The sequence below is a fragment of the Rhodococcus sp. OK519 genome, from assembly GCF_003051005.1.
In the GTDB taxonomy this organism is placed as follows: Bacteria; Actinomycetota; Actinomycetes; order Mycobacteriales; family Mycobacteriaceae; genus Prescottella.
The window spans coordinates 1,297,706-1,323,532 of sequence record NZ_QAOW01000001.1; the positions used below are offsets into that span (position 1 = coordinate 1,297,706).

24 protein-coding genes are annotated in these 25,827 nt (G+C 68.2%); 21 read left to right on the forward strand and 3 right to left on the reverse strand.

Annotated elements, in window-relative coordinates; genetic code table 11:
- The first annotated feature begins 2 nt into the window (after positions 1 to 2).
- The 15 genes from murD to C8K36_RS06195 all read left to right on the forward strand — a co-directional run bounded on the left by murD (position 3) and on the right by C8K36_RS06195 (position 17,233).
- Positions 3 to 1,499, forward strand: coding sequence for a UDP-N-acetylmuramoyl-L-alanine--D-glutamate ligase (gene murD, locus C8K36_RS06125; protein WP_107983448.1), 1,497 nt, complete (start codon positions 3 to 5; stop codon positions 1,497 to 1,499).
- A complete protein-coding gene (gene ftsW, locus C8K36_RS06130) occupies positions 1,496 to 2,992 on the forward strand; it encodes a putative lipid II flippase FtsW (protein ID WP_107983449.1) in 1,497 nt (498 codons plus the stop codon). The genes murD and ftsW overlap by 4 nt, the downstream gene beginning before the upstream one ends.
- On the forward strand, positions 2,989 to 4,134 hold the full coding sequence (murG, locus tag C8K36_RS06135) for an undecaprenyldiphospho-muramoylpentapeptide beta-N-acetylglucosaminyltransferase (protein ID WP_107983450.1): 1,146 nt from the start codon (positions 2,989 to 2,991) through the stop codon (positions 4,132 to 4,134). The genes ftsW and murG overlap by 4 nt, the downstream gene beginning before the upstream one ends.
- Complete coding sequence (gene murC / locus C8K36_RS06140; protein WP_107983451.1) at positions 4,131 to 5,627, forward strand: UDP-N-acetylmuramate--L-alanine ligase; 1,497 nt, start codon at positions 4,131 to 4,133, stop codon at positions 5,625 to 5,627. Before murG ends, murC begins: the two co-directional genes overlap by 4 nt.
- A 101-nt stretch (positions 5,628 to 5,728) precedes the next feature.
- Entirely contained in the window at positions 5,729 to 6,460 is a 732-nt protein-coding gene (locus C8K36_RS06145; protein WP_420910859.1) for a cell division protein FtsQ/DivIB, read from the forward strand.
- 225 nt (positions 6,461 to 6,685) lie between these two features.
- Positions 6,686 to 7,909: a cell division protein FtsZ gene (ftsZ, locus tag C8K36_RS06150; RefSeq protein ID WP_107983453.1), complete on the forward strand. Its 1,224-nt coding sequence runs from the start codon at positions 6,686 to 6,688 to the stop codon at positions 7,907 to 7,909.
- Between the two features lie 11 nt (positions 7,910 to 7,920).
- Positions 7,921 to 8,646 (forward strand): peptidoglycan editing factor PgeF, encoded by a 726-nt coding sequence (gene pgeF, locus C8K36_RS06155; protein WP_107983454.1) that lies wholly within the window; start codon positions 7,921 to 7,923, stop codon positions 8,644 to 8,646.
- Positions 8,647 to 8,668: 22 nt separating this feature from the next.
- A complete protein-coding gene (locus tag C8K36_RS06160) occupies positions 8,669 to 9,397 on the forward strand; it encodes a YggS family pyridoxal phosphate-dependent enzyme (RefSeq protein ID WP_107983455.1) in 729 nt (242 codons plus the stop codon).
- A gap of 97 nt (positions 9,398 to 9,494) precedes the next feature.
- Complete coding sequence (locus C8K36_RS06165; protein WP_107983456.1) at positions 9,495 to 10,082, forward strand: cell division protein SepF; 588 nt, start codon at positions 9,495 to 9,497, stop codon at positions 10,080 to 10,082.
- A gap of 119 nt (positions 10,083 to 10,201) precedes the next feature.
- Positions 10,202 to 10,504, forward strand: a complete 303-nt coding sequence (locus C8K36_RS06170; RefSeq protein WP_005512551.1) for a YggT family protein — start codon at positions 10,202 to 10,204, stop codon at positions 10,502 to 10,504.
- Positions 10,505 to 10,615: 111 nt separating this feature from the next.
- A complete protein-coding gene (locus C8K36_RS06175) occupies positions 10,616 to 11,476 on the forward strand; it encodes a DivIVA domain-containing protein (RefSeq protein ID WP_107983457.1) in 861 nt (286 codons plus the stop codon).
- Positions 11,477 to 11,517: 41 nt separating this feature from the next.
- Positions 11,518 to 11,805 (forward strand): hypothetical protein, encoded by a 288-nt coding sequence (locus C8K36_RS06180; RefSeq protein WP_107983458.1) that lies wholly within the window; start codon positions 11,518 to 11,520, stop codon positions 11,803 to 11,805.
- A 258-nt stretch (positions 11,806 to 12,063) separates the two neighbouring features.
- Complete coding sequence (gene ileS, locus C8K36_RS06185; protein WP_107983806.1) at positions 12,064 to 15,219, forward strand: isoleucine--tRNA ligase; 3,156 nt, start codon at positions 12,064 to 12,066, stop codon at positions 15,217 to 15,219.
- Positions 15,220 to 15,286: 67 nt separating this feature from the next.
- Positions 15,287 to 16,633 carry a DNA polymerase IV gene (locus C8K36_RS06190; protein WP_107983459.1) on the forward strand — a complete coding sequence of 449 codons (1,347 nt, stop codon included), beginning with the start codon at positions 15,287 to 15,289 and terminating at the stop codon, positions 16,631 to 16,633.
- Between the two features lie 129 nt (positions 16,634 to 16,762).
- Entirely contained in the window at positions 16,763 to 17,233 is a 471-nt protein-coding gene (locus C8K36_RS06195) for a YceI family protein (protein WP_258195283.1), read from the forward strand.
- A gap of 64 nt (positions 17,234 to 17,297) precedes the next feature.
- Here the strand turns inward: C8K36_RS06195 and C8K36_RS06200 are convergent, their stop codons facing one another.
- Together C8K36_RS06200 and C8K36_RS06205 are read right to left on the reverse strand one after the other, a co-directional pair.
- A complete protein-coding gene (locus C8K36_RS06200; RefSeq protein WP_107983461.1) occupies positions 17,298 to 18,050 on the reverse strand; it encodes a hypothetical protein in 753 nt (250 codons plus the stop codon).
- Positions 18,038 to 18,991, reverse strand: a complete 954-nt coding sequence (locus tag C8K36_RS06205) for a hypothetical protein (RefSeq protein ID WP_107983462.1) — start codon at positions 18,989 to 18,991, stop codon at positions 18,038 to 18,040. Before C8K36_RS06205 ends, C8K36_RS06200 begins: the two co-directional genes overlap by 13 nt.
- 65 nt (positions 18,992 to 19,056) lie before the next feature.
- Here C8K36_RS06205 and lspA point away from each other — a divergent pair, with 65 nt between their 5' ends.
- The 5 genes from lspA (at position 19,057) to C8K36_RS25390 (ending at position 23,620) form a co-directional block, all read left to right on the forward strand.
- Positions 19,057 to 19,686: a signal peptidase II gene (lspA, locus tag C8K36_RS06210; RefSeq protein ID WP_107983463.1), complete on the forward strand. Its 630-nt coding sequence runs from the start codon at positions 19,057 to 19,059 to the stop codon at positions 19,684 to 19,686.
- Complete coding sequence (locus C8K36_RS06215) at positions 19,683 to 20,609, forward strand: RluA family pseudouridine synthase (RefSeq protein ID WP_107983464.1); 927 nt, start codon at positions 19,683 to 19,685, stop codon at positions 20,607 to 20,609. Before lspA ends, C8K36_RS06215 begins: the two co-directional genes overlap by 4 nt.
- 1 nt (position 20,610) lies before the next feature.
- Complete coding sequence (locus tag C8K36_RS06220) at positions 20,611 to 21,285, forward strand: hypothetical protein (protein WP_107983465.1); 675 nt, start codon at positions 20,611 to 20,613, stop codon at positions 21,283 to 21,285.
- Positions 21,286 to 21,298: 13 nt separating this feature from the next.
- Positions 21,299 to 21,883 (forward strand): chorismate mutase, encoded by a 585-nt coding sequence (locus C8K36_RS06225; RefSeq protein ID WP_181319380.1) that lies wholly within the window; start codon positions 21,299 to 21,301, stop codon positions 21,881 to 21,883.
- Between the two features lie 597 nt (positions 21,884 to 22,480).
- Positions 22,481 to 23,620, forward strand: coding sequence for a putative Ig domain-containing protein (locus C8K36_RS25390; RefSeq protein ID WP_420910848.1), 1,140 nt, complete (start codon positions 22,481 to 22,483; stop codon positions 23,618 to 23,620).
- 115 nt (positions 23,621 to 23,735) lie between these two features.
- On the opposite strand, the gene C8K36_RS06230 is transcribed toward C8K36_RS25390, so the two are convergent.
- Positions 23,736 to 24,806, reverse strand: a complete 1,071-nt coding sequence (locus tag C8K36_RS06230) for an alpha/beta hydrolase (protein ID WP_258195142.1) — start codon at positions 24,804 to 24,806, stop codon at positions 23,736 to 23,738.
- An 88-nt stretch (positions 24,807 to 24,894) separates the two neighbouring features.
- Here C8K36_RS06230 and rarD point away from each other — a divergent pair, with 88 nt between their 5' ends.
- Positions 24,895 to 25,827 (forward strand): EamA family transporter RarD, encoded by a 933-nt coding sequence (gene rarD, locus C8K36_RS06235; RefSeq protein ID WP_107983467.1) that lies wholly within the window; start codon positions 24,895 to 24,897, stop codon positions 25,825 to 25,827.

Genomic DNA, 25,827 nt, shown 5'->3' on the forward strand with positions numbered 1-25,827 from the left:
CCATGCCGTTCGATCCTGCGAACCTGGAGGCGTTGCGCGGCACGCGGGTCCTGGTGACCGGAGCGGGTATCTCCGGCCGAGCCGTGATCGCCCCGCTGCACGATCTCGGCGCCCATGTCACCGTCACCGACAGCTCCGCCGATGCGCTGGCGCGCTGCGCCGAGGCGGGCGCCGCGACGATCCTCGTCGACGATCTGGTGGCGGATCCTCGGCAGTTGTCCGAGTTCGCGCTCGTCGTCACGAGTCCCGGCTTCCGCCCCGACTCGCCCCTGCTGTCGGCGGCTGCGGCGGCCGGGGCGCCGGTGTGGGGTGACATCGAGTTCACCTGGCAGGTCGATCAGGCGGGTGTTTACGGTCCGCCGCGACAGTGGCTCGTCGTGACCGGAACCAATGGCAAGACGACCACGACGTCGATGCTGCACTCGATCCTGCAGGCCGCGGGACTCGAGTCGTCGGCGTGCGGCAACATCGGGCTTCCGGTGCTCGATGCGCTGCGGCAGGAGCCTCGGGCGGACGTGCTCGCTGTCGAACTGTCGTCGTTCCAGTTGCACTGGGCGCCGTCGGTGCGGCCCGCGGCCGGCGTCGTGCTGAACATCGCCGAGGATCATCTCGACTGGCACGGCGGCATGCCGGGGTACGTGGACGCGAAAGCGCAGGCGCTCACCGGTGCGGTCGCGGTCGTCGGCCTCGACGACGCGGTCGCGGCTTCGCTCGCGCAGCGTCCCCGGGCCGGGCGCACGGTCGGGTTCAGGCTGGGTGCACCGGCCGGCGGCGAACTCGGTGTGGTCGACGGTGTTCTGATCGACAGTGCTTTCGCGGACGGCGTCACTCTTGTCCCGGCGGACGAGATCAGTCCTTCCGGCCCGGCCGGCGTGTCCGACGCGCTCGCCGCCGCCGCGCTGGCACGCGCGATCGGTGTCTCCGCCGACGCGGTCGGCGCCGGGTTGCGGGCGCACCGGGTGGGTCCGCACCGCGCGGAACGGGTCCGCACGCTCGCCGAGGTGACCTTCGTCGACGACTCGAAGGCAACCAACCCGCACGCGGCACGGTCGTCGATCGTCGCGCACGACTCGGTCGTGTGGATCGCCGGCGGCCTGCTCAAGGGTGCCCGGGTGGACGACCTCGTTGCAGAGGTCGGGCCCCGTCTCGCGGGTGCCGTCCTGATAGGACGGGACGCCGGCCTGATCGCGGATGCGCTGGCGCGACACGCGCCCGACGTGCCGGTCGTTCGGATCCGCTCGGGCGACGATGGTGGTGTGGGCGAAGACGCTGTCGCAGACACCCTGCATCTCGATCTCCCCGCCGCGGACGCGGACACCGTGATGGCCGAGGCGGTGCGGGCAGCTGCGGCGATGGCCGCGCCCGGTGACGTGGTGTTGCTCGCGCCCGCAGCGGCCTCCCTCGACATGTTCGATTCCTACGGTCACCGTGGTCGCAGCTTCGCCGCTGCCGCCGCCGCACTGACCGATGCCGACACCGGCCGGGGGATCCAGGGATGACGAAGACCGGCGATCGTGCGCCGCGCACCAGGATCGGTGCGTGGCTTGCACGTCCGCTGACGTCGTTCCACCTGGTCGTCACGATCGCGATCCTGCTGACCGTGCTCGGTCTGGTGATGGTGCTGTCGTCGTCGAGTGTCGAGTCGGTGGCCCGGGACGGGTCGGCGTACGGCAAGTTCGTGTCGCAGTTGATCTTTGCGGCTGTCGGTCTGGTGATCTTCTACTTCGCGCTGATCGTTCCCGTGCGACTGCTGCGAAAGTGGGCGTTGCCCGCGTTCGGTGCCACGCTCGTGCTGCTCGTCCTGGTCTTGATTCCCGGCATCGGTACGGAGTCCCAGGGCACGCGCGGGTGGTTCGTGATCGGGCCGATCTCGCTGCAGCCGTCGGAACTCGCGAAGATCGCTTTCGCGGTGTGGGGCGCGCACATCCTGGCGACGCGGCGACGGGAGAACGCGTCGCTCAAGGAGATGCTGATCCCGCTGGTGCCCGCGGCACTGGTGGTGTTCGTCCTGATCGTGTTGCAGCCGGACCTGGGCACCACGATCTCGCTCGCGATCATCCTGCTGGCCCTGCTCTGGTTCGCGGGCCTGCCCCTGAAGATTTTTCTGACCCTGCTCGTGGCCGGCGCTGCGGCAGCGACCACGCTCGCACTGACCGCCGGCTACCGGTCGGCGCGCGTCCAGTCCTTCCTCAATCCGGGTGACGACGCCCAGGGCGCGGGGTATCAGGCGCGGCAGGCGAAGTACGCGCTCGCGGACGGCAGCCTCCTCGGGGAGGGATTGGGGCAGAGCCGCGCCAAGTGGAGTTACCTGCCCAACGCCCACAACGACTTCATCTTCGCGATCATCGGCGAGGAACTCGGATTCATCGGCGCGGGCGCCGTGATCGGGCTGTTCGCGCTGTTCGTCTACACAGGCCTGCGGATCGCCCGACGTTCGGCGGACCCGTTCCTGCAGTTGCTCGTGGCGACCGCCACGGCGTGGATCACCGGGCAGGCGTTCATCAACATCGGCTATGTGGTCGGCGTCCTGCCGGTCACGGGCCTGCAGCTGCCGCTCGTGTCGGCGGGTGGCACATCGACCGCGACGACCCTGCTGATGTTCGGTCTCGTCGCGAATGCGGCCCGGCACGAGCCGGAGGCGGTCTCGGCGTTGCACAGTGGTCAGGACGGACGCGTGGCGCGCCTGCTCAGGCTGCCCAGGCCGGCGGCATACATCCCGCCGCGGCAGCGCGGCGCGGCAGTCGTTCGCGGGACCGAGAACCGGAAGATGCAGCCGGCGCGCGGTGAACGCGCCCCCGCGCGCACCGAGCGCGTCGGAGCGGGCAGCCCGCACAGCCAGGGATACCGACAGAGCCAGGACATGTCGCGGCGCAAGCCTCCAGCCGGGGGCCGCCGCACGGACGACAACGAGGGGCGAAGCCCCACGACGGAGCGGGGACGTGCGCCGCGTGCGCGCGAACCGCGCCCAGGAGAGCGAGGGACACGTAGGTGAGCGGCGAGAACGGTAGGAAAACTGCCCTTTCGGTGGTGGTCGCCGGTGGCGGAACCGCCGGACACATCGAGCCGGCGATGGCCGTTGCGGACGCGATCCGCGCGCTCGACCCCTCAGCCGTGGTGACCGCGCTCGGCACCGCGCGTGGACTCGAGACCACCCTCGTGCCCGAGCGCGGGTACCCACTCGAACTGATCCCACCGGTTCCGTTGCCGCGCAAGCCCACGATGGACCTGCTGCGTCTGCCGGGTCGTCTTCGCCGGTCCGTCGCTGCGACGCGCGAGATCCTGGACCGCACCGACGCGGACGTGATCGTCGGCTTCGGTGGTTATGTGGCGCTGCCCGCCTATCTTGCGGCCGGCGCGGGATTCCTGCGGCGCCGCCGGAGGATTCCGATCGTCATCCACGAAGCCAACGCGAGTGCCGGTATTGCTAACAAGATCGGCGCGCGGCGAGCACGCCGCGTCCTTGCGGCCGTCCCCGGATCCGGGGTCTCGGTGCGCGGGGAATCCGACGCGGAGATCGTGGGCATCCCGGTGCGCTCGTCGATCACCGGCCTGGATCGGGCGGCGTTGCGGGCGAAGGCTCGCGAGCATTTCGGTCTGCCCGCGACCGGACCGGTGCTGCTGGTGTTCGGCGGATCGCAGGGTGCGCGCTCGCTCAACGAGGCCGTCGTGGGGGCCGCGCCGCAGTTGGCCGCCGCCGGCATCTCGGTGCTGCATGCGTACGGCCCCAAGAACTCGGTGGACGTCGAGTCCGGGCCGGAGGCGCCGTATGTGGCCGTGCCGTATCTCAAGCAGATGGATCTCGCGTACTCGGCGGCGGACGCGGTGATCTGCCGGTCCGGTGCGATGACGGTCGCGGAGGTCTCGGCGGTGGGTCTGCCCGCCGTCTACGTGCCGTTGCCACATGGAAACGGTGAGCAGGAACTCAATGCGCGCCCGGTCGTCGCAGCCGGCGGTGGGATGATCGTGGCAGACGCGGAATTGTCGCCACAGTTCGTGGCGGACACCGTCGTGCCGCTGCTCGGGGACCGGGCACGACTCGACGAGATGGGCCGCTGCGCGGCCGGCGCCGGTCACCGCAGCGCGGCCGCTGCGGTCGCGCAGATCGTTGTCGATGTAGCAAGGGGAGACCGATGAGTGAGCAGCTACCCGCGGGTCTCGAGCGGGTGCACATGGTCGGGATCGGCGGTGCCGGCATGTCGGGCATCGCGCGGATCCTCCTCGCTCGCGGCGGCCAGGTGTCCGGATCGGACGCGAAGGAGAGCCGTGGCGTTCTCTCGCTGCGGGCGCGGGGGGCGGTGGTGCGCATCGGGCACGACGCGAGCGCACTCGACTTGTTGCCGGGCGGGCCGACTGCCGTCGTGACCACCCATGCCGCGATCCCGAAGGACAACCCCGAACTGGTGGAAGCCGCCGCCCGGGGAATCCCCGTGATCCTCCGACCGGCGGTGCTCGCCTCGCTGATGCAGGGGCATCGCACGCTGCTCGTGTCGGGAACGCACGGGAAGACATCGACGACGTCGATGCTCGTGGTGGCATTGCAGCACTGCGGATTCGATCCGTCCTTCGCGGTGGGCGGCGAACTGAACGAGGCCGGCACCAATGCGCACCACGGCACCGGCGACGTCTTCGTCGCCGAGGCTGACGAGAGCGACGGTTCGCTCCTGCAGTACGACCCCGACGTGGTCATCGTCACCAACGTCGAGGCCGACCATCTCGACTTCTTCGGTAGCAGTGAGGCCTACGTCCAGGTCTTCGACGACTTCGTCGACCGGATCGCACCGGGCGGATTGCTGGTGGTGTGCCTCGACGATCCGGGGTCGGCGGCGCTGGCGCGTCGGACGGTCGAGTCGGGCCGAAACGACGTGCGGGTCATCGGCTACGGGTCGGCGGACGGCGTAGCTGCCGCGGGTCCCGTGCCCGTCGGGGTGGAACTGGTGTCGTGGCAGGCCCGCGACGTCGGGGGAGTGGCCCAGATTCGTTTTGCAGGTGAGGATTCCGAGCGCACTCTGCGCTTGGGTGTGCCCGGAAAACATATGGCGCTCAATGCGCTTGCCGCCCTGCTCGCCGGGCGCGGCGCCGGTGCATCGGTGGACGAGTTGCTCGAGGGGCTCGCCGGGTTCGGCGGTGTGCACCGCCGGTTCCAGTTCACCGGTCGCGAGCGGGGCGTGCGGTTGTTCGACGATTACGCCCACCATCCGACGGAGGTCCGTGCCGTGCTCGGCGCGGCCGGTGACCTCGTCCAGGACGACCGGCAACCGGGCCGTGTCATCGTGGTCTTCCAGCCGCATCTCTACTCTCGGACGGTGACCTTCGCGCAGGAGTTCGGCGAGGCGCTCGACCTTGCGGACGAGGTGGTGGTGCTGGACGTCTACGGTGCCCGCGAAGAACCGCTGCCCGGCGTGAGTGGCGCCCTCGTCGCGCAGTCGGTGACGAAACCTGTTCACTATCAGCCGGATAGGTCGCAGGTTCCGCGTCAGGTCGCGAGCCTGTCGGAGCCGGGTGACGTCGTCATCACGATGGGTGCGGGTGATGTGACGATGCTGGGCGGTCCGATCCTCGATGCGCTACGCGCGCGGCCCAACGGCAATCGTTCGGCGGCAGCGGAATCCGGTACGGAGCAGCCGTGAGCCCTGATGGTCGGCGGCGGTCCCGGGGCGGGCGGCCCGACGCCAGGCGAGACCGCCGTGCCCGGCCCCGCGCGAGCGAGCAGGTGTCTGCGGATTCGTCGGTGCTGGTCGATTCGGCGGCGCCGTCGGATCACGTCGGCCGCGGATCTGCGGACCGTGCGCGTGCCAGATCGTTGCGCCGCAGGGTTTTCCTGATCGGTGGTGTGTCGGCGGTGTTGATCGTCGCGCTGGTGGGGACGCTGTGGTTCAGCCCACTGATGTCGGTCAAGCGTGTCGAGTACGTCGGCGACGGCATGCTGTCGTCCGAGGAAGTGCTGGCACAGGCGGGAATTCAGGAGGGCACGCCGCTGCTCAGGGTCGACACTGCGGCGGCCGCCCAGCGGGTGGCCGGTATTCCGCGCGTGGCCGAGGCCCGCGTTCGGCGGGAGTATCCGTCGACCGTCCAGGTGTCCGTCACGGAGCGGATTCCGGTGGTGTTCTTCGATTCCCCGGAGGGCACCCACCTGATGGACGCCACCGGTGTCGACTATGCGATCGAGCCGCCGCCGTTCGGAGTCGTTCGCCTGGTGACGCCCACTCCGGGCCGGGACGACCACGCGACGCAGGCGGCACTCGGCGTGCTCGAGGCGCTGCCGGAGTCGGTGCGGTTCCAGGTCTCCGAGGTTGCCGCGCCGACGATTTCGAGTGTCTCGGCTACTCTTGTGGACGGACGTGTCGTGGTGTGGGGCAGCGTCGACGATTCCGAGAGGAAGTCGGCGGTGCTCTCCGTGTTGCTGACGCAGCCCGGCCAGATCTTCGATGTGTCGAGTCCCCAGTTGCCCACAGTAAAGTGATGGGCGATCCCGAGGGTGCACGCCGCGATCGGGATCAGGGGAAGTGACGCCCCGCAAAAACTTGGCGCGTGTCGGCGCGCCTGCTGGCGGATCGCTGTGGCACTGCATAGCGTTTCGCCCCGAGGGACTACTTGACATAACCTTGACCCTGTGGTTGAGGTTGAGGGTTTTCCGGCAATCCCCCTTAGTACGAGCGCGAAATCCACTCACGGAAGGCGAGAGCCCATGACGCCCCCGCACAACTACCTCGCCGTAATCAAGGTCGTCGGTATCGGCGGCGGCGGCGTGAACGCGGTCAACCGCATGATCGAGCAGGGACTCAAGGGAGTCGAGTTCATCGCGGTCAACACCGACGCGCAGGCGCTGCTCATGAGTGACGCCGACGTCAAGCTCGACGTCGGACGCGAACTCACCCGTGGACTCGGCGCCGGCGCCGATCCCGAGGTCGGACGTAAGGCCGCAGAAGACCACAAGGACGAGATCGAGGAAGTCCTCAAGGGCGCCGACATGGTCTTCGTCACCGCCGGTGAGGGTGGTGGCACCGGTACCGGTGGCGCACCCGTCGTCGCGAGCATCGCTCGCAAGCTCGGCGCACTCACGATCGGTGTCGTGACGCGACCCTTCTCCTTCGAGGGCAAGCGCCGCGGCGGTCAGGCCGAGTCCGGCATCTCCGCGCTGCGCGAGTCGTGCGACACCCTGATCGTCATCCCGAACGATCGGCTGCTCCAGCTCGGCGATGCCGCTGTCAGCCTGATGGATGCCTTCCGTAGCGCCGACGAGGTTCTCCTCAACGGTGTCCAGGGCATCACCGACCTGATCACGACGCCCGGCCTCATCAACGTCGACTTCGCGGACGTCAAGAGCGTGATGTCGGGCGCCGGTAGCGCCCTCATGGGCATCGGTTCCTCGCGGGGCGAGGGGCGGTCGATCAAGGCCGCGGAAACCGCGATCAACTCGCCGCTGCTCGAGGCGTCCATGGAAGGCGCGCGCGGCGTGCTGTTGTCGATCGCCGGCGGTTCCGATCTGGGACTGTTCGAGATCAACGAGGCCGCGTCGCTGGTCCAGGAGGCCGCACACATCGACGCCAACATCATCTTCGGAACCGTCATCGACGATTCGCTCGGCGACGAGGTGCGGGTCACCGTCATCGCCGCAGGCTTCGACGGTGGTGCGCCCGTGAAGCGTCCGGTCGAGGTCCAGTCCGCCATCGGCCGCGGCAGCATCGGTGCCGGTCGCGCCGGCGAGGTCGGACAGTCCGAGCGGGCGGCCACGCCGCCGCCGGCCGCCGAGCCTGCGCATGCCGCGCCGGCTGCGCCGCGGGAACCGGTCGGCACGCCCACCGGGTCGAGCCTGCCGCCGCTCGGAGCCACCGGGTCGCGTTCGGTGCCGGTCGGTAACGAGGACGGCGAGGACGACGACGTCGACGTGCCCTCCTTCATGCGCCGTTGAGCGGGGTAGCTGTGACGGGTGTTCGGGTCCGTCGGGTCGTCACCAGTCGATCCGGCGGGGTCTCGGCGCCGCCCTATGATTCGTTCAATCTCGGCGACCATGTCGGCGACGATCCGGCGGCCGTCGAGGCCAACCGCCGTCGACTGGCCGACGGTATCGGTCTGCCGTTCGAGCGTCTGGTCTGGATGGAACAGATCCACAGCCGCAACGTGACGGTGGTGGACGGTCCACAGGACGGGCCGGTGCCCACGACGGATGCGCTCGTGACGCGGGAACCCGGTCTGGCCTTGGTCACCCTCAGTGCCGACTGTGTCCCCATCCTGCTGTCCGACGACGAGGCGGGGGTGATCGCGGCGGTGCACGCAGGCCGCATCGGCGCCCGCATCGGAATCGTGCCGAAGGTGATCGGCGCGATGATCGAGCAGGGTGCCCGCCCCGAGCGGATCGGCGCCTTCCTCGGGCCGGCCGCCAGCGGCCGCCAGTACGAGGTGCCCGCCGCGATGCAGGCCGACGTTGAGAAGTTTCTGCCGGGTAGTGCGACGCGGACGGTCAAGGGCACACCCGGCCTGGATCTGCGTGCAGGACTGCGCCGGCAACTCCTGGCTGCGGGCATCTCGGGCGTCGCGGAGGATCCGCGCTGCACGATCGAGGACCGCGCGCTGTTCAGCCACCGCCGGGAAGCGCCGACCGGCAGGCTTGCCGCTGTCATCTGGATGGATCCGTCCGAGCGCGAGTGACGGAGGAGAGTTGACAGTCGGGATGGGAAGGCGCGAGGAAATCGCCTCGGCGCTGACACGGGTGCGGGCGAGACTCGACGCCGCATGCCGCGACGCCGGCCGCGAACCGGGTGCTGTCGCGCTGTTGCCGGTGACCAAGTTCTTCCCGGCGTCGGATGTCCGCGTCCTCTACGACCTCGGGTGCCGGGAGTTCGGCGAGTCCCGGGAGCCCGAGGCGAGTCAGAAGGTGGCGGATTTCACCGCAGACCCGGGCGTGACGGAGTCCGTGCACTGGCACATGATCGGGCGATTGCAGCGGAACAAGGTGAAGTCCGTGGTGCGCTGGGCGGACACGATCCATTCGCTCGACAGCGAGCGCCTCGCAGATGCCGTCTCTGCTGCCGTCGACGCGGCGACGGACGCGGGGGAGCGTTCGGGCCCCGTCGAGATGCTGATCCAGGTGAGCCTGGACGGGGACCCGTCACGGGGCGGTGTGCCGGTCGAGGATCTGGAAGCTCTCGCGGATCGAGTTGCCTGCGCGCCCGGTCTGGAACTGGGTGGATTGATGGCCGTCCCGCCACTCGGGGCCGATCCCGACGCGGCGTTCGCGCAGTTGCATGCCGTGCACGCCGACCTGGTCCGGGTGCATCCGGGCGCGACCACTCTCTCCGCCGGGATGACCGGGGATCTGGAGTCTGCGGTTCGGCACGGATCCACCTGCGTGCGTGTCGGAACGGCACTGCTCGGCTCTCGACCGATAGTCTCGAAATGATCACCAGTCACACATGGAACACCAGTCACACCCGGATCTCTGCGGTCGACCGCAGGATTAGCCAGTACCAGTCCTCCGCGCCCAGGAAGGTCGATCAATGAGCAGCCTGCACAAGTTCAAGGCTTACTTCGGCATGGTTCCCCTCGAGGACTTCGAGGACGACTACATCGACGAGCCCGGACAGGGTCGTCGCGACTACGCGGAACCGGGATACGCGTCGGCGCGCCGGGACGAGGTCGACACCGACTTCGACCGCTACGAACCCGCTCCCCGGGCGGCCCACCAGCGTGTCGAGTCGATCGCCCCGCGCGGTGGCGCCCCGCGTCCGACCCGTGGTTCGCTCGCGGTCGATCCGCGCATGGAGCGCGTCGAAAGCCGTCGTTCGACCCTGGACGAGGGTGGCCCGCTGTCCAAGATCACGACGCTGCGCCCGCGGGACTACGGCGAGGCGCGCACGATCGGTGAGCGGTTCCGGGACGGCACGCCGGTCATCATGGACCTCGTGGAAATGAGCAACGCCGACGCGAAGCGTCTGGTCGACTTCGCGGCAGGTCTCGCGTTCGCCCTGCGTGGTTCCTTCGACAAGGTCGCTACCAAGGTGTTCCTGCTCTCGCCCGCCGACATCGATGTGTCGGCCGAGGAGCGTCGTCGGATTGCGGAGACCGGCTACTACAACCAGAAGTGATCCGAGCGGTATCGGCCGGATTCTGTGACCCGCCCGGCAGCGCCGTGTAATTGTGACGCGTGACTCCGGGATTCCCGGATGGTTTTGATCGACTGGTTCTCGTCAGGCAGAGTGAAGGTGTGGCCGTGTTCTCGGTGATCTACGTGATCCTGTTCATCTTCTGGTTGTTGCTCATCGGGCGGATCATCGTCGAGTTCATCAGAGTGTTCGCTCGGGACTGGCGGCCGACGGGTTTCGTCGTCGTGGTCCTCGAGGCGATCTTCACCGTCACGGACCCGCCGGTGAAGCTCCTCCGTCGGCTCATCCCGCCGATTTCGCTCGGTGGAGTCCGACTCGATCTCTCGATCATGGTGCTGCTGTTCCTGCTTTTCATCCTGATGCAGGTGGTCGCAGGACTGGCCTCACCCGCAGGTTTCGTGTGACAGAATGTCCCGCAGTTACAGTGTGACTGGTAACGAAATGGTTAACGAGTACCGCAACGCTAGAACCGAATGCGTGCTAGACCGCCAAATGATGCGTGAAGGGATCCTTCCATGCCGCTGACTCCAGCTGATGTGCACAACGTCGCGTTCAGCAAGCCTCCGATCGGGAAGCGTGGTTACAACGAGGACGAGGTAGACGCCTTCCTCGACCTCGTCGAGCAGGAGCTGTCGCGACTCATCGAGGAGAACGCAGATCTCCGTCAGCGTGTCGGTGAGCTCGATCAGGAGCTGGCCGAGGCGAAGAAGGCCCCGCGTCCCGTGGCCGCCGCCCCCGCCCCGGCGCCCGAGCCGGTTCGTGTCGTCGAGCCGCCGAAGCCCGCTCCGGCACCTGTTCCCGCGCCGGCCCCCGCTGCTGCGCCGCGTGAAGACGCGAACATGCAGGCCGCCAAGGTCCTGGGCTTGGCCCAGGAGATGGCCGACCGCCTCACGGGCGACGCCAAGACCGAGGCCGAGCAGCTGCTGAGCGATGCTCGCACCAACTCCGAGCGTCTGGTGACGGATGCGCGCTCCAAGTCGGAGACGATGGTGTCCGACGCCAAGCAGAAGTCGGAGACCATGGTCTCCGATGCGAAGCAGAAGTCGGAGTCGCTGCTGTCCGACGCGCAGACGCGCTCGGAGACCCAGCTGCGTCAGGCCAAGGAGAAGGCCGACGCGCTGCAGGCGGACGCCGAGAAGAAGCACACCGAGATCATGGCGACGATCAACCAGCAGCGGTCCGTCCTCGAGGGTCGGATCGAGCAGCTGAAGACGTTCGAGCGCGAGTACCGGGTGCGCCTCAAGTCCTACCTGGAGTCTCAGCTGGAGGAACTCGAGCAGCGTGGTTCGGCCGTTCCGGTCGACGGCGGCCAGGACACGTTCGGTCCGGGCGCGCAGGCCGGCTTCACCCAGTCGTACGCCAAGGGAAGCAACTGACCGAGCCGACGCCCGGCCGGCTCCCGAGCAGGGGGTGAATCGTGCTGGTCATGACGTTGGTCCTCGCAGCAGTAGGGTTCGCCTTACTGGTGGTCGCCCTGATGACGGGTTCCGTCCTCTGGGCGTGGGGTTGCATCCTGGTTTGTGTCGCAGGCGCCGTCCTCCTGCTCGTCAGTGCGTTGGCGAGCAGGAAGGCGGGGCCGCCGAGCGCGGCAGCCGCCGCGAAACCCGAGGCCGGCGAGCCGACGCGAGACGACGCTCCGCAGGATTCGCCGTCGGACCTTCCGTCCGACCCCGGCGATTCCGGGAGCGATTCGACGCAGGGTTAGACTGAACGCATGTTTTCGGCGTAGATCCGGCCATCACCGGGGAGCCTTCGGAAGAACCGCCGATTTTCGGTAGTGCAGACGCGCTCGCCGGGGATCTGCTCAGTAGAACCGAACGGGTGGGCCCGTCACAGCCCGGATCGAGAGGCTCGTCGCGCAACGCGTGGCGGGCAAGCGGGGTGGTACCGCGGTAGCGGCGCACAGGGCGTCGTCGTCGTCCCCGTGCCGGTAGTAGGGCACGAGGAGCAGTGAGAACCTGTGGTGACCAGTAACGAATCCACCCCTCCCCAGACGAACGCCGGGTATCCCCGTGTCGATCTCGTCGGCGGCCGCGCCACGGGTTCCGTTTCCTTCCCCGATCTCGAGCGCAAGGTGCTCGCGGCCTGGGATGCGGACGACACGTTCCGGGCGAGCATCGAGAACCGTGAGGGTGCCGAGGACTTCGTCTTCTACGACGGACCTCCGTTCGCCAACGGTCTGCCGCACTACGGCCATCTCCTCACCGGCTACGTCAAGGACTTGGTCCCGCGCTTCCAGACGATGCGGGGCAAGAAGGTCGACCGGCGTTTCGGCTGGGACTGCCACGGCCTGCCCGCCGAACTCGAGGCGGAGAAGCAGCTCGGCATCAAGGACAAGTCGCAGATCGACGCGATGGGTCTCGCGGAGTTCAACGCGTACTGCAAGCAATCGGTGCTGCGGTACGCCGACGAGTGGCGCGACTATGTCACCCGCCAGGCGCGCTGGGTGGACTTCGAAAACGACTACAAGACCCTGGATCTGGACTTCATGGAGTCCGTGATGTGGGCGTTCAAGGAACTCCACGACAAGGGCCTGATCTACCAGGGCTTCCGAGTGCTGCCGTACAGCTGGTACGAGCAGACTCCGCTGTCGAACCAGGAGACCCGTCTCGACGACGCGTACAAGATGCGTCAGGATCCGGCGGTCACGGTCGACATGGTCCTTACTGCTCCCGGCTCGCCGCTGGACGGCGCGAACGCACTGATCTGGACCACCACGCCCTGGACGCTGCCGTCCAACCTGGCGATCGCGGTGCATCCCGACGTCGACTACGTGCATGTCGCCGGTGCCGACGGCAAGACCTACCTGCTGGCGGCTGCTCGTGTCGGGCACTATGCGCGTGAGCTCGGCGACGAGCCCGAGGTTCTCGGCGAATACAAGGGCACGGACCTGGTCGGCTTGTCCTACACCCCGCCGTTCGACTTCTTCCACGGTCCGGGCAAGGGGCACGAGAACGCGCACCGCGTCCTCTCGGCCGACTATGTCACCACCGACTCGGGTACCGGAATCGTCCACCTTGCACCGGCTTTCGGTGAGGAGGACATGGATGTTGCGACGGCGAACGGCATCGAGATCGTGCAGCCGCTCGATCCGGGCGGAAAGTTCACGTCGATGGTCCCGCCGTACGAGGGCATGCAAGTCTTCGATGCGAACCCTGTCATCATCAAGGACCTGAAGGCTGCCGGAAAGCTTCTGCGGCACGAGACGATCGAGCACTCGTACCCGCACAGTTGGCGGTCGGGTCAGCCGCTCATCTACATGGCGGTGCCGTCGTGGTTCGTCGCCGTGACCAAGTTCCGCGATCGCATGGTCGAGCTCAACCAGGAGATCACCTGGGTGCCGGAGCACATCAAGGACGGCCAGTTCGGTAAGTGGCTCGAGGGTGCACGCGACTGGAACATCAGCCGAAACCGATACTGGGGCAGCCCCATCCCGGTGTGGGTGTCGGACGACCCGGCGTACCCGCGTGTCGATGTCTACGGCTCGCTCGATGAGCTCGAGGCGGACTTCGGCGTGCGACCGACGGATCTGCACCGGCCGATGATCGACGAGTTGGTTCGTCCCAACCCGGACGATCCGACCGGCACGTCGATGATGCGCCGCGTCCCCGAGGTGCTGGACTGCTGGTTCGAGTCGGGTTCGATGCCGTACGCGCAGGTGCACTACCCGTTCGAGAATCGGGACTGGTTCGACTCGCACTACCCGGGCGACTTCATCGTCGAGTACAACGGTCAGACCCGCGGCTGGTTCTACACGCTGCACGTGCTGGCAACCGCACTCTTCGACCGTCCGGCGTTCAAGACTGTTGCGGCACACGGCATCGTGCTCGGTGACGACGGTCTGAAGATGAGTAAGTCCAAGGGCAACTACCCGGACGTCAAGGAGGTGTTCGACCGCGACGGCTCGGACGCGATGCGGTGGTTCCTGATGTCGTCGCCGATCCTGCGTGGTGGCAACCTGGTGGTCACCGAGCAGGGCATCCGTGAGGGTGTGCGGCAGGCGCTGCTGCCGCTGTGGAACGCGTGGAGCTTCCTTCAGCTGTACGCCTCCAAGCCCGGTCAGTGGCGGACGGATTCGCCGAACGTGCTCGACAAGTACATCCTTGCGAAGCTCGCGGCGACGCGGGACGCGATCACCGACGCTCTCGAGGTCACCGATATCGCCGGTGCGTGCGACGAGTTGCGCACGTTCTGCGATGCGCTCACCAACTGGTATGTACGCCGTTCGCGCAGCCGCTTCTGGGACGAGGACCGGGACGCGATCGACACGCTGCACACCGTGCTCGAGGTCGTCAGCCGCCTCGCCGCGCCGCTGCTGCCGATGGCGTCCGAGGTGATCTGGCGGGGCTTGACGGGCGGTCGTTCGGTGCACCTCACCGATTGGCCGACCGAGAAGGAGCTGCCGGGCGACCCGGAACTGGTCGCCGCGATGGACGACGTCCGCAGCGTGTGCTCGACCGTGCTGGGCCTGCGCAAGGCTCAGAACCTGCGAGTGCGGCTGCCGCTGCCCGAGGTTACCGTCGCGTCGCCCGACGCGGAGAAGCTGCGCCCGTACCTGGGCCTGATCGCGGACGAGGTCAACGTCAAGAAGGTCGACCTGACCGAGGACGTCGATGTCCACGGCCGGTTCGAGCTGGTGGTCAACGCTCGCGCCGCGGGTCCGCGTCTGGGCAAGAACGTGCAGACCGTCATCAAGGCGGTCAAGGCCGGAGACTGGACCGAGACGGACGGTGTCGTGTCGGCCGCTGGCATCGACCTGCTGCCGTCCGAGTACACCCAGCGCCTGGTGGCGGCCGAACCGGAGTCGACGGCGGCACTGCCGGACGGTGCCGGGCTCGTCGTGCTCGACTCCCAGGTCACCGAGGAGTTGGAGGCCGAGGGTTGGGCCAAGGACCGTGTTCGTGAGCTGCAGGACGCTCGCCGTGCTGCGGGTCTCGATGTCTCCGACCGCATCTCGGTGACACTGCAGGTTCCCGCCGAGCGGCTCGAGTGGGCGCAGCGGCACCGGGACCTGATCGCGGGCGAGATCCTGGCGACCACGCTGGACCTGGCCGACGTGAGCGGTGACGCGGTCGTCGAACTCGGCGAAGGCGCTCGCGTCGTGATCGTCAAGGCCTGATCGGACAGGGCCGCCTCGGGCGGACGGCCTAGACAACTCTGTCGTCCGCCCGGCGTATTTTTCTCCCATGGACACCGCCGATCCCACCCGCAGCCGCCGGTGGGTCCTGCATCTGGACATGGACGCGTTCTTTGCGTCGGTCGAGCAGCTGACCCGACCGACGCTCCGCGGCCGCCCCGTGCTGGTCGGTGGCCTGGGCGGTCGGGGAGTGGTGGCCGGCGCCAGCTACGAGGCGCGGGTGTTCGGGGCACGGTCGGCGATGCCGATGCATCAGGCCCGCCGATTGGTGGGCCCCGCGGCCGTGGTGCTGCCGCCGCGGGGAGCCCTCTACGGTCACATGAGCCGACAAGTCTTCGACGCGCTGCGGGTGAAGATGCCGGTGCTGGAACAGCTTTCGCTCGACGAAGCGTTCGGTGAGCCGGCGGAGCTGTCGGGGGTCGGCAAGGCCGAGGTGGAGAGCTACTGCGATGAACTGCGGGCGCTGGTATTGGCCGAGACCGGACTGGTTGCATCCATCGGCGCCGGTGCGGGCAAGCAGGTGGCGAAGATCGCCTCGGGGCTCGCGAAGCCGGACGGGATCACCGTCGTCTCGCCCGACATCCAGCAGGAGTTGATGAGCGCGTTGCCGGTGCGGAAGCTGTGGGGCGTGGGGCCGGTGGCGGAGGAGAGGCTCAAACGGCTCGGCATCGACACGATCGGGGCGCTCGCCGAACTGCCGGTCGCCGAGGTGGTGTCGGTGCTGGGCGCGACGATCGGGCCGAGCCTGCAACGACTCGCGCAAGGCATCGACGACCGACCGGTGGCGGAGCGAGCCGACGCCAAGCAGGTGAGCGCGGAGACGACCTACGCAGAGGACATCGTGACGTTGGCGGGGCTGCGCCGTGCGGTGGATGCGAGTGCCGTTGCCGCGCATCGCCGTCTGGGCAGGGACGGTCGCGCAGCGCGCACGGTGGTGCTGAAGCTCCGAAAGTCGGACATGAGCATCGTCACCCGGTCGATCACGCTGCCGTATGCGACGACGGATCTTCAGGTCCTCACGGCAGCCGCGCAGCGGCAGGTCATCGATCCGCTCGAGCTCGGTCCGATCCGGCTGGTCGGGGTGGGTTTCGGCGGCCTGTCCGCGGTGAGCCAGGGGTCGCTCTTCCCCGAACTCGATCAGGCGGTTCCGGATGCGGAAGACGAAGCTTCCGAGCACGATTCGAACCCTGGTCGTAGTGTGGACGCGGCGCCGCGCTGGCGCCCGGGTCTGGATGTCTCGCATCCGGAGTTCGGGCACGGCTGGGTGCAGGGTGCGGGGCACGGCGTGGTGACGGTGCGATTCGAGACTCGCACCACGGGTCCCGGCCCGTCACGTACATTCGATGACGCCGACTGTGACCTGGTCGTCGCGGACGTGATCGACAGCCTGAGGTGAGGACGGCCTCACCGCCGGTATTCTTGCTGTGAACGTGCGTCATAGCTGGGGGGCCGGACCGCATCCCGGCTGCGGCCCGAATGATGTTCGACCGAGAATGAAAAGGACAAGCACTTGAAGCTTCGGAAGATGACCATCGCCGGTGTGGCGATTGCAGCTGCCCTCACGATGTCCGCGTGCTCTGACGACGGTGGCAGCACCGACCGCACCACGGCCCAGCAGACCACGACGTCGGCTGCCGCCCCGTCGATCGCGCCGCCGACCGCCGCCGAGCTCAACGCCGCGCTGGCCACGGCTTTCGACGCGAACGTCCCGGTCGAGCAGAAGGCGCAGCTCGTCCAGGGCGCCGAGGCCGATCCCGAGCTGATCAACCAGGTCGCGAAGGCGGCCAAGGATGCCGGCGCCACCATCGAGGTCGTCGATGTCACCCCGACCGGTGACGACACCGTCACTGCCGGCGTGAATCTGGTCATCAACGGCCAGACCAACCCGGCCACGGTTGACTTCGTCGCCGAGAACGGCGTCTGGAAGATGTCGAAGTCGTACGCGTGCCAGCTGGTGACGATGGCTCAGCTGACCTCGCCGGCCTGCCCCGCGTAGTAGCTACGCCAGAAACGCCGATGCCGACGTCACTACGGTGACGTCGGCATCGGCGTTTTCGGTCTCAGCGGGACGGTGCAGCGGCGTGGATCCGCTCGGTGGCGCTGCGCGCGAGACCTTCCAGGACAGCACTGTCGATCGGGTCGGGGCCGGTCGCGACGACCTGTACCACCGTCGAATCCACGACTGCGATGGCGGCGTCGGAGACCAGGGTGAAGCCGTCACTGGTGGTCACGAGGCGGACAGCGGTGGAGGCGTCGCCGACCGTGGGTAGCGCGAGCGGCTCGACGCGATAGTCGACCGCGACGCCTTCCCCGTCGGTTCCGGTGTACACGGTGCACTGTCGCAGCGTCGTCTGCACGGTCCCGAACGCGTCCGCCGCGCCAGCGCCCGGGTAGCTCGCGGCGTCGACGTCGATGCTCGTGAATCCGGGACCGGTGAAGTTCGCCTCGGCATCGGCGGCGGAGCCCGCTGCCTGCCGCGTGATCGTGTCGAGCACGTTCGCACAGCGGGTGGGGTTAGTCGCCGACTGCGTGGCGTCGGCACCGGCGGCCGGGTCGTTCGCGTCGGTCGCGGCGGGGAGAGCGACGAAACCGGCGGGGAGATCGGACGCGGTCAGCAGCGCGGCGCGAAGCGCGGCCGAGTCGGTGATCGGTCCGTCGGCCGGGTCCGAGGGCGCGGTCACCACCGGGCCGAGAGCGGCGGGTTCGGAACTTTCCGACGGAGCCGCCTGCTCGGACGACGATCCGCAGGCGACGAGCCCACCGGCCACCGCGATCGCGGCGCCGGCGATCGCGGCGCGCGTCAGGATGCCCACTCGACCCGCTCGCTCGTGCTCTGGCGCAGGTGCATGCCGTCGGCCGGATCGCTGAACGACTGGCTGCCCTCGACGGTGATGCTCCCGGCGACCGGGAGCGGAACCCCCAGATCGACGACGACGCTGCCGGTGCCGCGCAGCGCGTACGAGTCGACGTTCAACGTGCCGGCGCCGTTGGGGAGTTCGAAGACCGGCGACGTGGGCTTCTGCTCCACCTGCACGTCGATGGTGAGCCGGTTGCCGTCGCGTGCCTTCAGCGTGGCAGTCGTCACCTGATCGAGCGCGACCGCGCTCATCACCTGCTGGCGGATCTTCCACACCGCGCCCACCCCGATGGGTTGCTCGGGGAAGGCCACTGTGCGGTAGACGGCCTGGTAGAACGACTGCTCGATCATCGAACGCGCCTTGTTCTGGGCGTCCGGGTCCGGACGCAGGCGCAGTGCGGTGATGGCGCCGGACAGGTTCATCGTGAAGCCCGCGTGCGAATCGGTTGCGGGAGCGAGGAGTTCGTTCGTGGCGTCGTCGGGGGTGCTGAGGGTGCCGAGCGTCATGTCGATCGTCGTGGCCGGGGTGCCGCTCGACGCGCCCTGGGTGACGAGTGCGGACAGCGGCATCGTCAACTCCGGGGTCGAGAAATCCTGTGCGGCCTGCTGGTCGATCTGCTGCTGCACGGTGGCGGTCGTCACCAGTCGTGCCTCCTGCCGGGTGCCCTGTGCGGGCCGGAGTTGCACCACCTCGCGGGGTTCGGCTCCGGCGTCGACGATCTCGGTCGTGGCGGCCGTCACGGGGACGGTGACCTCGTCGGAGGCCGCGCCCACCGCGTCGGGGCTGGCAGGGGCGGCCTCACCTCCGTTCCCGCAGGCGGTCAGGAGGAGGGCGAGGGAGACGGTTGCCGCGACGAGCGCGGTTCCGGAACGCAAGGCTTTCGGCGACACTGGCACGCCAACAGGTTAGTCGGCGCGGGTGGCATGACCGGTCTGTCTCCCGCGTAAGGGATGATGGCGGGGTGAGCGACGACCGCACCGAGAGCGACGACAGCGCCGTGAAAGGTGAACCGATTTCCGAACCACCTGTGCCTGACCCCGGCGACGCATCCGGCCCGCCGGCCGATTCGGGCCGCGGCACCGCAGCGTCACGCCCACGGCGGATGCGGATGCTCGTCGTCATCGCGGTTGTCGTGCTGGCGCTGGATCTGCTGACGAAGGTGCTGGCAGTCGCGCTGATCGATCCCAAGGATCCAGTCCGGATCATCGGCGACACGGTGACGCTGACGCTCATCCGCAACCCGGGCGCGGCGTTCTCCATGGCAACGGGAATGACCTGGCTGCTGACGCTCGTGGCGGTCGGCGTCGTGATCGGTGTCATCAGGATCGGACGGACGTTGCGTTCGCCGTGGTGGGCCCTGGGCCTCGGTCTGGTGCTCGGTGGCGCGCTCGGTAACCTGATCGATCGGATCTTCCGCTCGCCGGGGCCGCTGCAGGGTCACGTCGTCGACTTCGTCTCGGTCGGCTGGTGGCCGGTCTTCAACGTCGCGGACTCGTCGATCGTCTGCGGTGCCATCCTGTTGGTTGCGCTCACGCTGTTCGGCATCGAACCCAGTGGCGACACGGTCTCGCGGAAGGGCGATGCGGAATGAGAGAGACACGTTCGATGCCGGTGCCCGACGGGCTCGACGGCATGCGGGTGGATGCGGGCCTCGCCCGTCTGCTCGGTCTGTCGCGGACGGCGGTGGCCACGCTCACCGAGGAGGGTGGCGTCCTCGTCGACGGTGCCGCCGCCGGCAAGTCCGACCGGCTCTCCGCCGGTATGTGGCTCGAGGTCGAGCTTCCCGAACCGCCCCGCCCCCTGACGATCGAGGCCGAACCGGTGGAGGGCATGGAGATCCTCTACGCCGACGACGACATCGTCGCGGTCGACAAGCCGGTCGGCGTGGCAGCGCACGCGAGTGTCGGCTGGACCGGACCGACGGTGATCGGTGGTCTCGCGGCCGCCGGGTTCCGCATCTCGACGTCGGGCGCCCACGAGCGCCAGGGCATCGTGCACCGACTCGACGTCGGCACGTCCGGTGTCATGGTCGTCGCGACGTCCGAGCGCGCGTACACCGTGCTCAAGCGCGCGTTCAAGGAGCGCACCATCGACAAGCGCTACCACGCGCTGGTGCAGGGCCACCCCGACCCGAGCAGCGGCACCATCGACGCGCCCATCGGGCGTCACCGCAGCAACGACTGGAAGTTCGCGGTCACGGCGGACGGCAAGCCCAGTGTCACGCACTACGACACCGTCGAGGCGTTCCAGGCGGCCAGCCTGCTCGACGTCCATCTCGAGACTGGCCGCACCCACCAGATTCGCGTGCACTTCTCGGCGCTGCGGCACCCGTGCTGCGGTGACCTCACGTACGGCGCAGATCCGCGTCTGGCGGAGCGCCTCGGTCTCGAGCGGCAGTGGTTGCATGCCCGGTCGCTGGGGTTCGCGCATCCGGCGGACGGGCACTGGGTCGAGATCACCAGCGACTACCCGAAGGATCTGCAGCACGCGCTCGGAGTCCTGCGGGGCACGTGACATGACCGCGCAGAGGTGGCCGGCTGTTGCCGCTGCGGTCGCGTTGGCGGCCACCGTCCTGGTCCTGGGTGTGATGAACCCGGTAGCGCCGGCGCGTGTCTCGACCGACCGGCTGGGTCCGGACTCGGGCGAGCAGGTCTCCGAGTACCTGGACCGGGCGGGGATCTCGCTGCAGGTCGGCAGGGGCGACGACCCGGCCGCCGGTGTCGAGCACTGGGCGCTCTTGGCGCTCGACGCACCGACGACGGCGTCCGGACTGGTCGCGGTGGCGGGCGATCTACGGATCGCGCAGGTGCTGTTCAAGGTTCCGATCGAGCGCGTGCAGACACCGATCGTCGCCGTCGGTGTCGGCGCCGATCCGGCTGCCACCGAACGGGCGTCTGCGGTGGCGTCGGCCCGGCTGTCGGCGGCCGTCGGTGGCGGTGACCGGCAGTCGCAGATCATGGGCTATTCGGCCGCCCAGTTGTCAGGCGGTTGTGCGTGCGTCGTCGGCGCAGTCGTCCGCGGGTCACTCGATCAGCTCCGCGGGCTCGTCGAGGCACCGGGAGTCCGCGCCGTCGAGGCGCTTCCCTCCGACGCCGTGGCAGGTGCGTTCGCCGTGAGCCCGCTGTTGCCGGAACAGTCGACGGTGGTCGGCCCCGGGCCCGATGACGGCCCGGTTCCGCCGTTGCAGTGACACAATCGCCGTCATGTCGATGAAGCTTGCGGTTGCGGTGACGGTGGTGGCGCTGGCCTCGGCGATGCCGGGGACCGCACACGCCGAACCGGCGCGCGTCGCGGGAGGACTCGAGCCACTCGTCCTGGCGATATCGCAGCGGCTGTCCACCGCCGATCGGGTGGCGGCCGCCAAATGGGGGACCGGGAAGGCGATCGACGATCCGGAGCGTGAGGGGCAGGTCTACCGGGCAGCGACGGCAGCAGCCGACGACGAACAGCTCGACCCCGCCCGCATCGAGCAGATCTTCCGAACGCAGATCGATGCGAACAAGGCCGTCCAGCGCGGCCTGTTCCTCTTCTGGCAAACCGTCCCTTCGGCGGCCCCGGCGCAGCGCCCTGATCTGGCGGCGGTCCGGCCGGTGCTCGACTCGCTCAACGTCGAGATCGTGTCCCGGATAGGGGAGCAGCGATCGACGCTGGCCGCGCCCGACTGCGTGCCGATGCTGGCGTCGGCTGCTGTCAGCGTCGCTGTTGCGCAACAACTCGACGGGTTGCACCAGGCCGCGCTGGGTTACGCGGTGACCGCGCTGTGTGGCCCGGTGTCCGCTCACAGATGATCCTTCGGCTGTTTCGTTGACCCACAACAGGTTCGGTGCGTGGAGAGTTCAGCTTCGTGTGATCGGGCCAACGTGAACCGACGCCACAGATCAGAGGTTCACGTAGGCATGTAGTGGCCAGGGGCGTTTGTGGCCACAATGGGGCAATGTCCTGTAATGGCCACGCCAAACCCTTACTTGCAGAGCGGATATCCGATACGTTCCCGGGTGGTGGTTGCCGACTCGTGGCCGCTACGCACCCTTCGCAGGTGCGGACCGCGTCCCGAAGGAAGCCCACCTATGACAGTCACCGCACGGCGACAAGCGCTCTTGAGTGGGGCCCGCGCCGTCGTATCGGTCGGTGCTACGGCGCTCGCTGTCGCCCTGGTCCTGGGTGCCACGACTGGTACCGCAGCTACCAGACCCGCTGCTGCCACAGTCGGCACGCAGCCGAGTTTCGAGGCGGCTGGCGACTACTGCAACCGTGCCATTGTTCCCGGCGGGATGGAGCAGCAAGAGGGTGCGACCAGCCCCGACGGCTTGCGTGGCTTCGCGACCGCCCCAGTGGCCAACTCCGACTGTGGTGGCGGCGGAGGTGGCGGTGGGTACTACCCTCCCATGTTCAACGACGCCACGCCCGTCACATTGACGGGGACTGTCGGCACCAGCCTCAGTCGCACGTTCCCGACCTCCGGGTTCCCGGCGCCTGCTGTGACGTCGGGTCCGTTGCCTGGCGGGCTTGTGCTTTCTGCGGCGGGTGTCCTGTCCGGGGTGCCGACTGTTGCGGGGACGTTTCCTGTCACGCTTACCGCTACCAGCAGCAGTGGGACCGCGACTTTGCAGGTGAATATCTCGATCGTGCCGGCACCGGCGGCACCGGCGGCACCGGCGTTCACCGATGTGTCGGCCGTCCTGTTGACGGGAACTGTCGGCACTGGCCTGAGTCGCTCGTTCCCGACTTCCGGGTTCCCGGCGCCCGCCGTTACCGTCACCAGTGGTGTATTGCCGGATGGGCTTGCGGTGAGTGCTGCTGGTGTGTTGTCCGGAACGCCGACTGCTGCGGGTGCTCACACCGTCACGCTGAGCGCAGCGAATGGTGTCGGTAGTCCGGCCAGCCTGCAGGTGAGTATCTCGATCGTGCCGGCGCCGGTGGCGCCCGCGTTCGCCGATGTGTCGCCCGTTCTGTTGACGGGGACTGTCGGCACCAGCCTCAGTCGCTCGTTCACGACTACCGGGTTCCCGGCGCCCGCCGTTACCGTCACCAGTGGTGTATTGCCGGATGGGCTTGCGGTGAGTGCTGCTGGCGTGTTGTCCGGGACACCTACTGCTGCGGGTGCTCACACCGTCACGCTGAGCGCAGCGAATGGTGTCGGTAGTCCGGCCAGCCTGCAGGTGAGTATCTCGATCGTGCCGGCGCCGGTGGCGCCCGCGTTCGCCGATACTGCTCCGGTGTCGTTGGTGGGGACTGTCGGGACTGCAGTGGACCGTACGTTTTTCACCACCGGTAACCCGGTGCCCGACGTCTCCGTCGTCGCTGGTGAGTTGCCGGATGGGCTCGCTGTGAGTGCTGCTGGCGTGTTGTCCGGGACACCTACTGCGGCAGGTGATTACGCCTTCACGTTGACTGCATCGAATGGTGTCGGCAACCCTGCCACGTTGCACGTGAGCATCACGATCACCCCGGGCATGGTCACACCCGAACTGCCGGAAACGGGCTCCGTCGGGATCCTCAACCAGATCTTCGGGTTCGCAAGCTGATCTGACGTGAGATGGACCGCTGCGAAGGTCTCCGGAAGTGCCGCGTCCCACTCGGTGGGGTGACGTGATCATGACCGAAGCGCAAGCGCACGCGCGTTCCGTCGGATCAGCTAGGTCACCGAATATCCGCCGTCTGCTTGCGTAGGAACTCGATCGTCTGCGCGAGTGCGTTCATACCGTCGGCGTGGTCGAGGTCGAATTGGTACTCGTGCGCCAGTGGCGGCTCGTGGTCGTCGGGGTAGAAGAGTGTGGTCACCTCCACACCGAGTCCGGTCAGCTTGGACGCGAGAATTTTCGACTGCTTCTCCGTGAGCGGGTCCGCGTTGCCGCCGGAGATGTAGGTGGGTGGGAACTGTTCGGTGACGTGGTGCAGTGTCGACATCTGCGCCACCGCCTCCGAGTTGGCGATGTCCTTGGTGCCGGTGTACGCCCAGATCGACTCGGTCGTGCCCCAGCCGATGATGCCGGGTCCGCCGACCATGTTGGGAACGTCGTAGATGCCGCAGTTGAGCACCACACCACGGAGCTGCTCCGGACGCAGGGCGGTCTCGATCCCGACCGCGCGGGCGTAATCGGGGTTGGTGGCGATGGTCGCGAGTTGGCTCGACAACTGCGCTCCGGCGGAGTCGCCGGCCAGAACGATGCGGCTCGGATCGATGTGCAGACGTTCGGCGTTCGCGAGGACGTAGGTGTGGGCGTCGCGGAGTTGTCCGATAGCGGTCGGGTACGTGTGCTCGGGGCCGACGGAGTAGTCGAGCGCGACGACGGTGAATCCCGCGTCGGCGATCAACTGGTAGTACGGCGCGTAGTTGGTGCGGTGCCCCGAGATCCATGCGCCGCCGTGCGTCCAGATCACGGTGGGCAGGGTGCCGGTGGTCCCGGTCAGGCCCTCCGGGAAGTACACGTCGAGGTAGGCGTCGTCGTCGCCTGCCCGATATTGCTGATCGGAGATCGAGGTGACGCCGTCGGGGGCATGCTTACCGAGCGCCTCCGTCGTCTTCTGCGCGCTCTTGTCGAAGACGAAGCGCACGATCATCGAGCCCGGCCAGGGGCTGGTCACGAACCCGACGATTGCGCCGACGACGACGGCAAGGATGACACCTGCAGTCCAGGCGGAGCGTCTCCGCCAGGGGTGGCCGCCGGGTTGCTTCCGGCGGGTGTCGTCGGGATTCGTAGTGGTCGTCACTCGGGCACTCTCCTGCGTGTCCGTGGGCCCGGAATCCGCGCCGGTGCCGTGCCGAGTCACAGTAGCCCGGGGGCTATCGTCGGAGAACGTGACACAACGGGTTCGAACCGAGGATTCCACCGGACTGCTGGCCGGGTTCGGTGCGTACCTGATCTGGGGCATGTTCCCGATCTTCTTCGGCCTCCTCGACCCCGCAGGATCACTCGAGGTGCTGGCCCACCGCATGGTGTGGACCGTCCTGCTGATGCTCGGGGTTCTCCTGGTGCTCGGAAAGCTGGGCTCTCTGCGCGGGCTGTCGGCGAGGACGTGGGGGTTGGTGACGGTCGCGACCGTCGCGATCGCGATCAACTGGGGTACATACATCTACGCGGTGGTTTCCGGCAACGTCGTCGAGGCCGCGCTCGGGTACTTCATCAATCCACTCGTCAGTGTCCTGATGGGCGTAGTGATCTTCCGTGAGCGGATCAGGCCCGCGCAGATCGTGGCGTTGGGCCTGGCAGCGATCGCCGTCGTGATCATCACCGTCGACTACGGCCGTCCCCCGGTGGTCGCCCTCACACTCGCGTTGTCGTTCGCGCTGTACGGCCTCGTCAAGAAGGTGGTGCCGCTCGATCCACGCACCAGCCTCACTGCCGAGGGCATCGTGGCGGCACCGTTCGCCGTCGTCTACCTGGTAACGGTGGCGGTCGCCGGGACCGGGTCCTTCTTCGGGAACGGCGCCGGCCACAGTCTGCTGCTGATGTTGGCCGGGCCCGTCACCGCCGCGCCGCTGCTGCTGTTCGGGCTGGCCGCGCAGCGCATCCCGCTGACGACGCTCGGCCTGCTCCAATACCTCACGCCGGCACTGCAGATGGTGTGGGGAGTGGTCGTCATGCACGAGGTCATGCCCCCGTCCCGGTGGATCGGATTCGCCCTCATCTGGGTCGCGCTCGTGGTGTTCACCACCGACGCCCTGGTTCGTGCACGTCGCGCGCGACGGGAGCGGTCGCGGCTCGGCGGGACCGTCGGTGCGAGGGCCTAG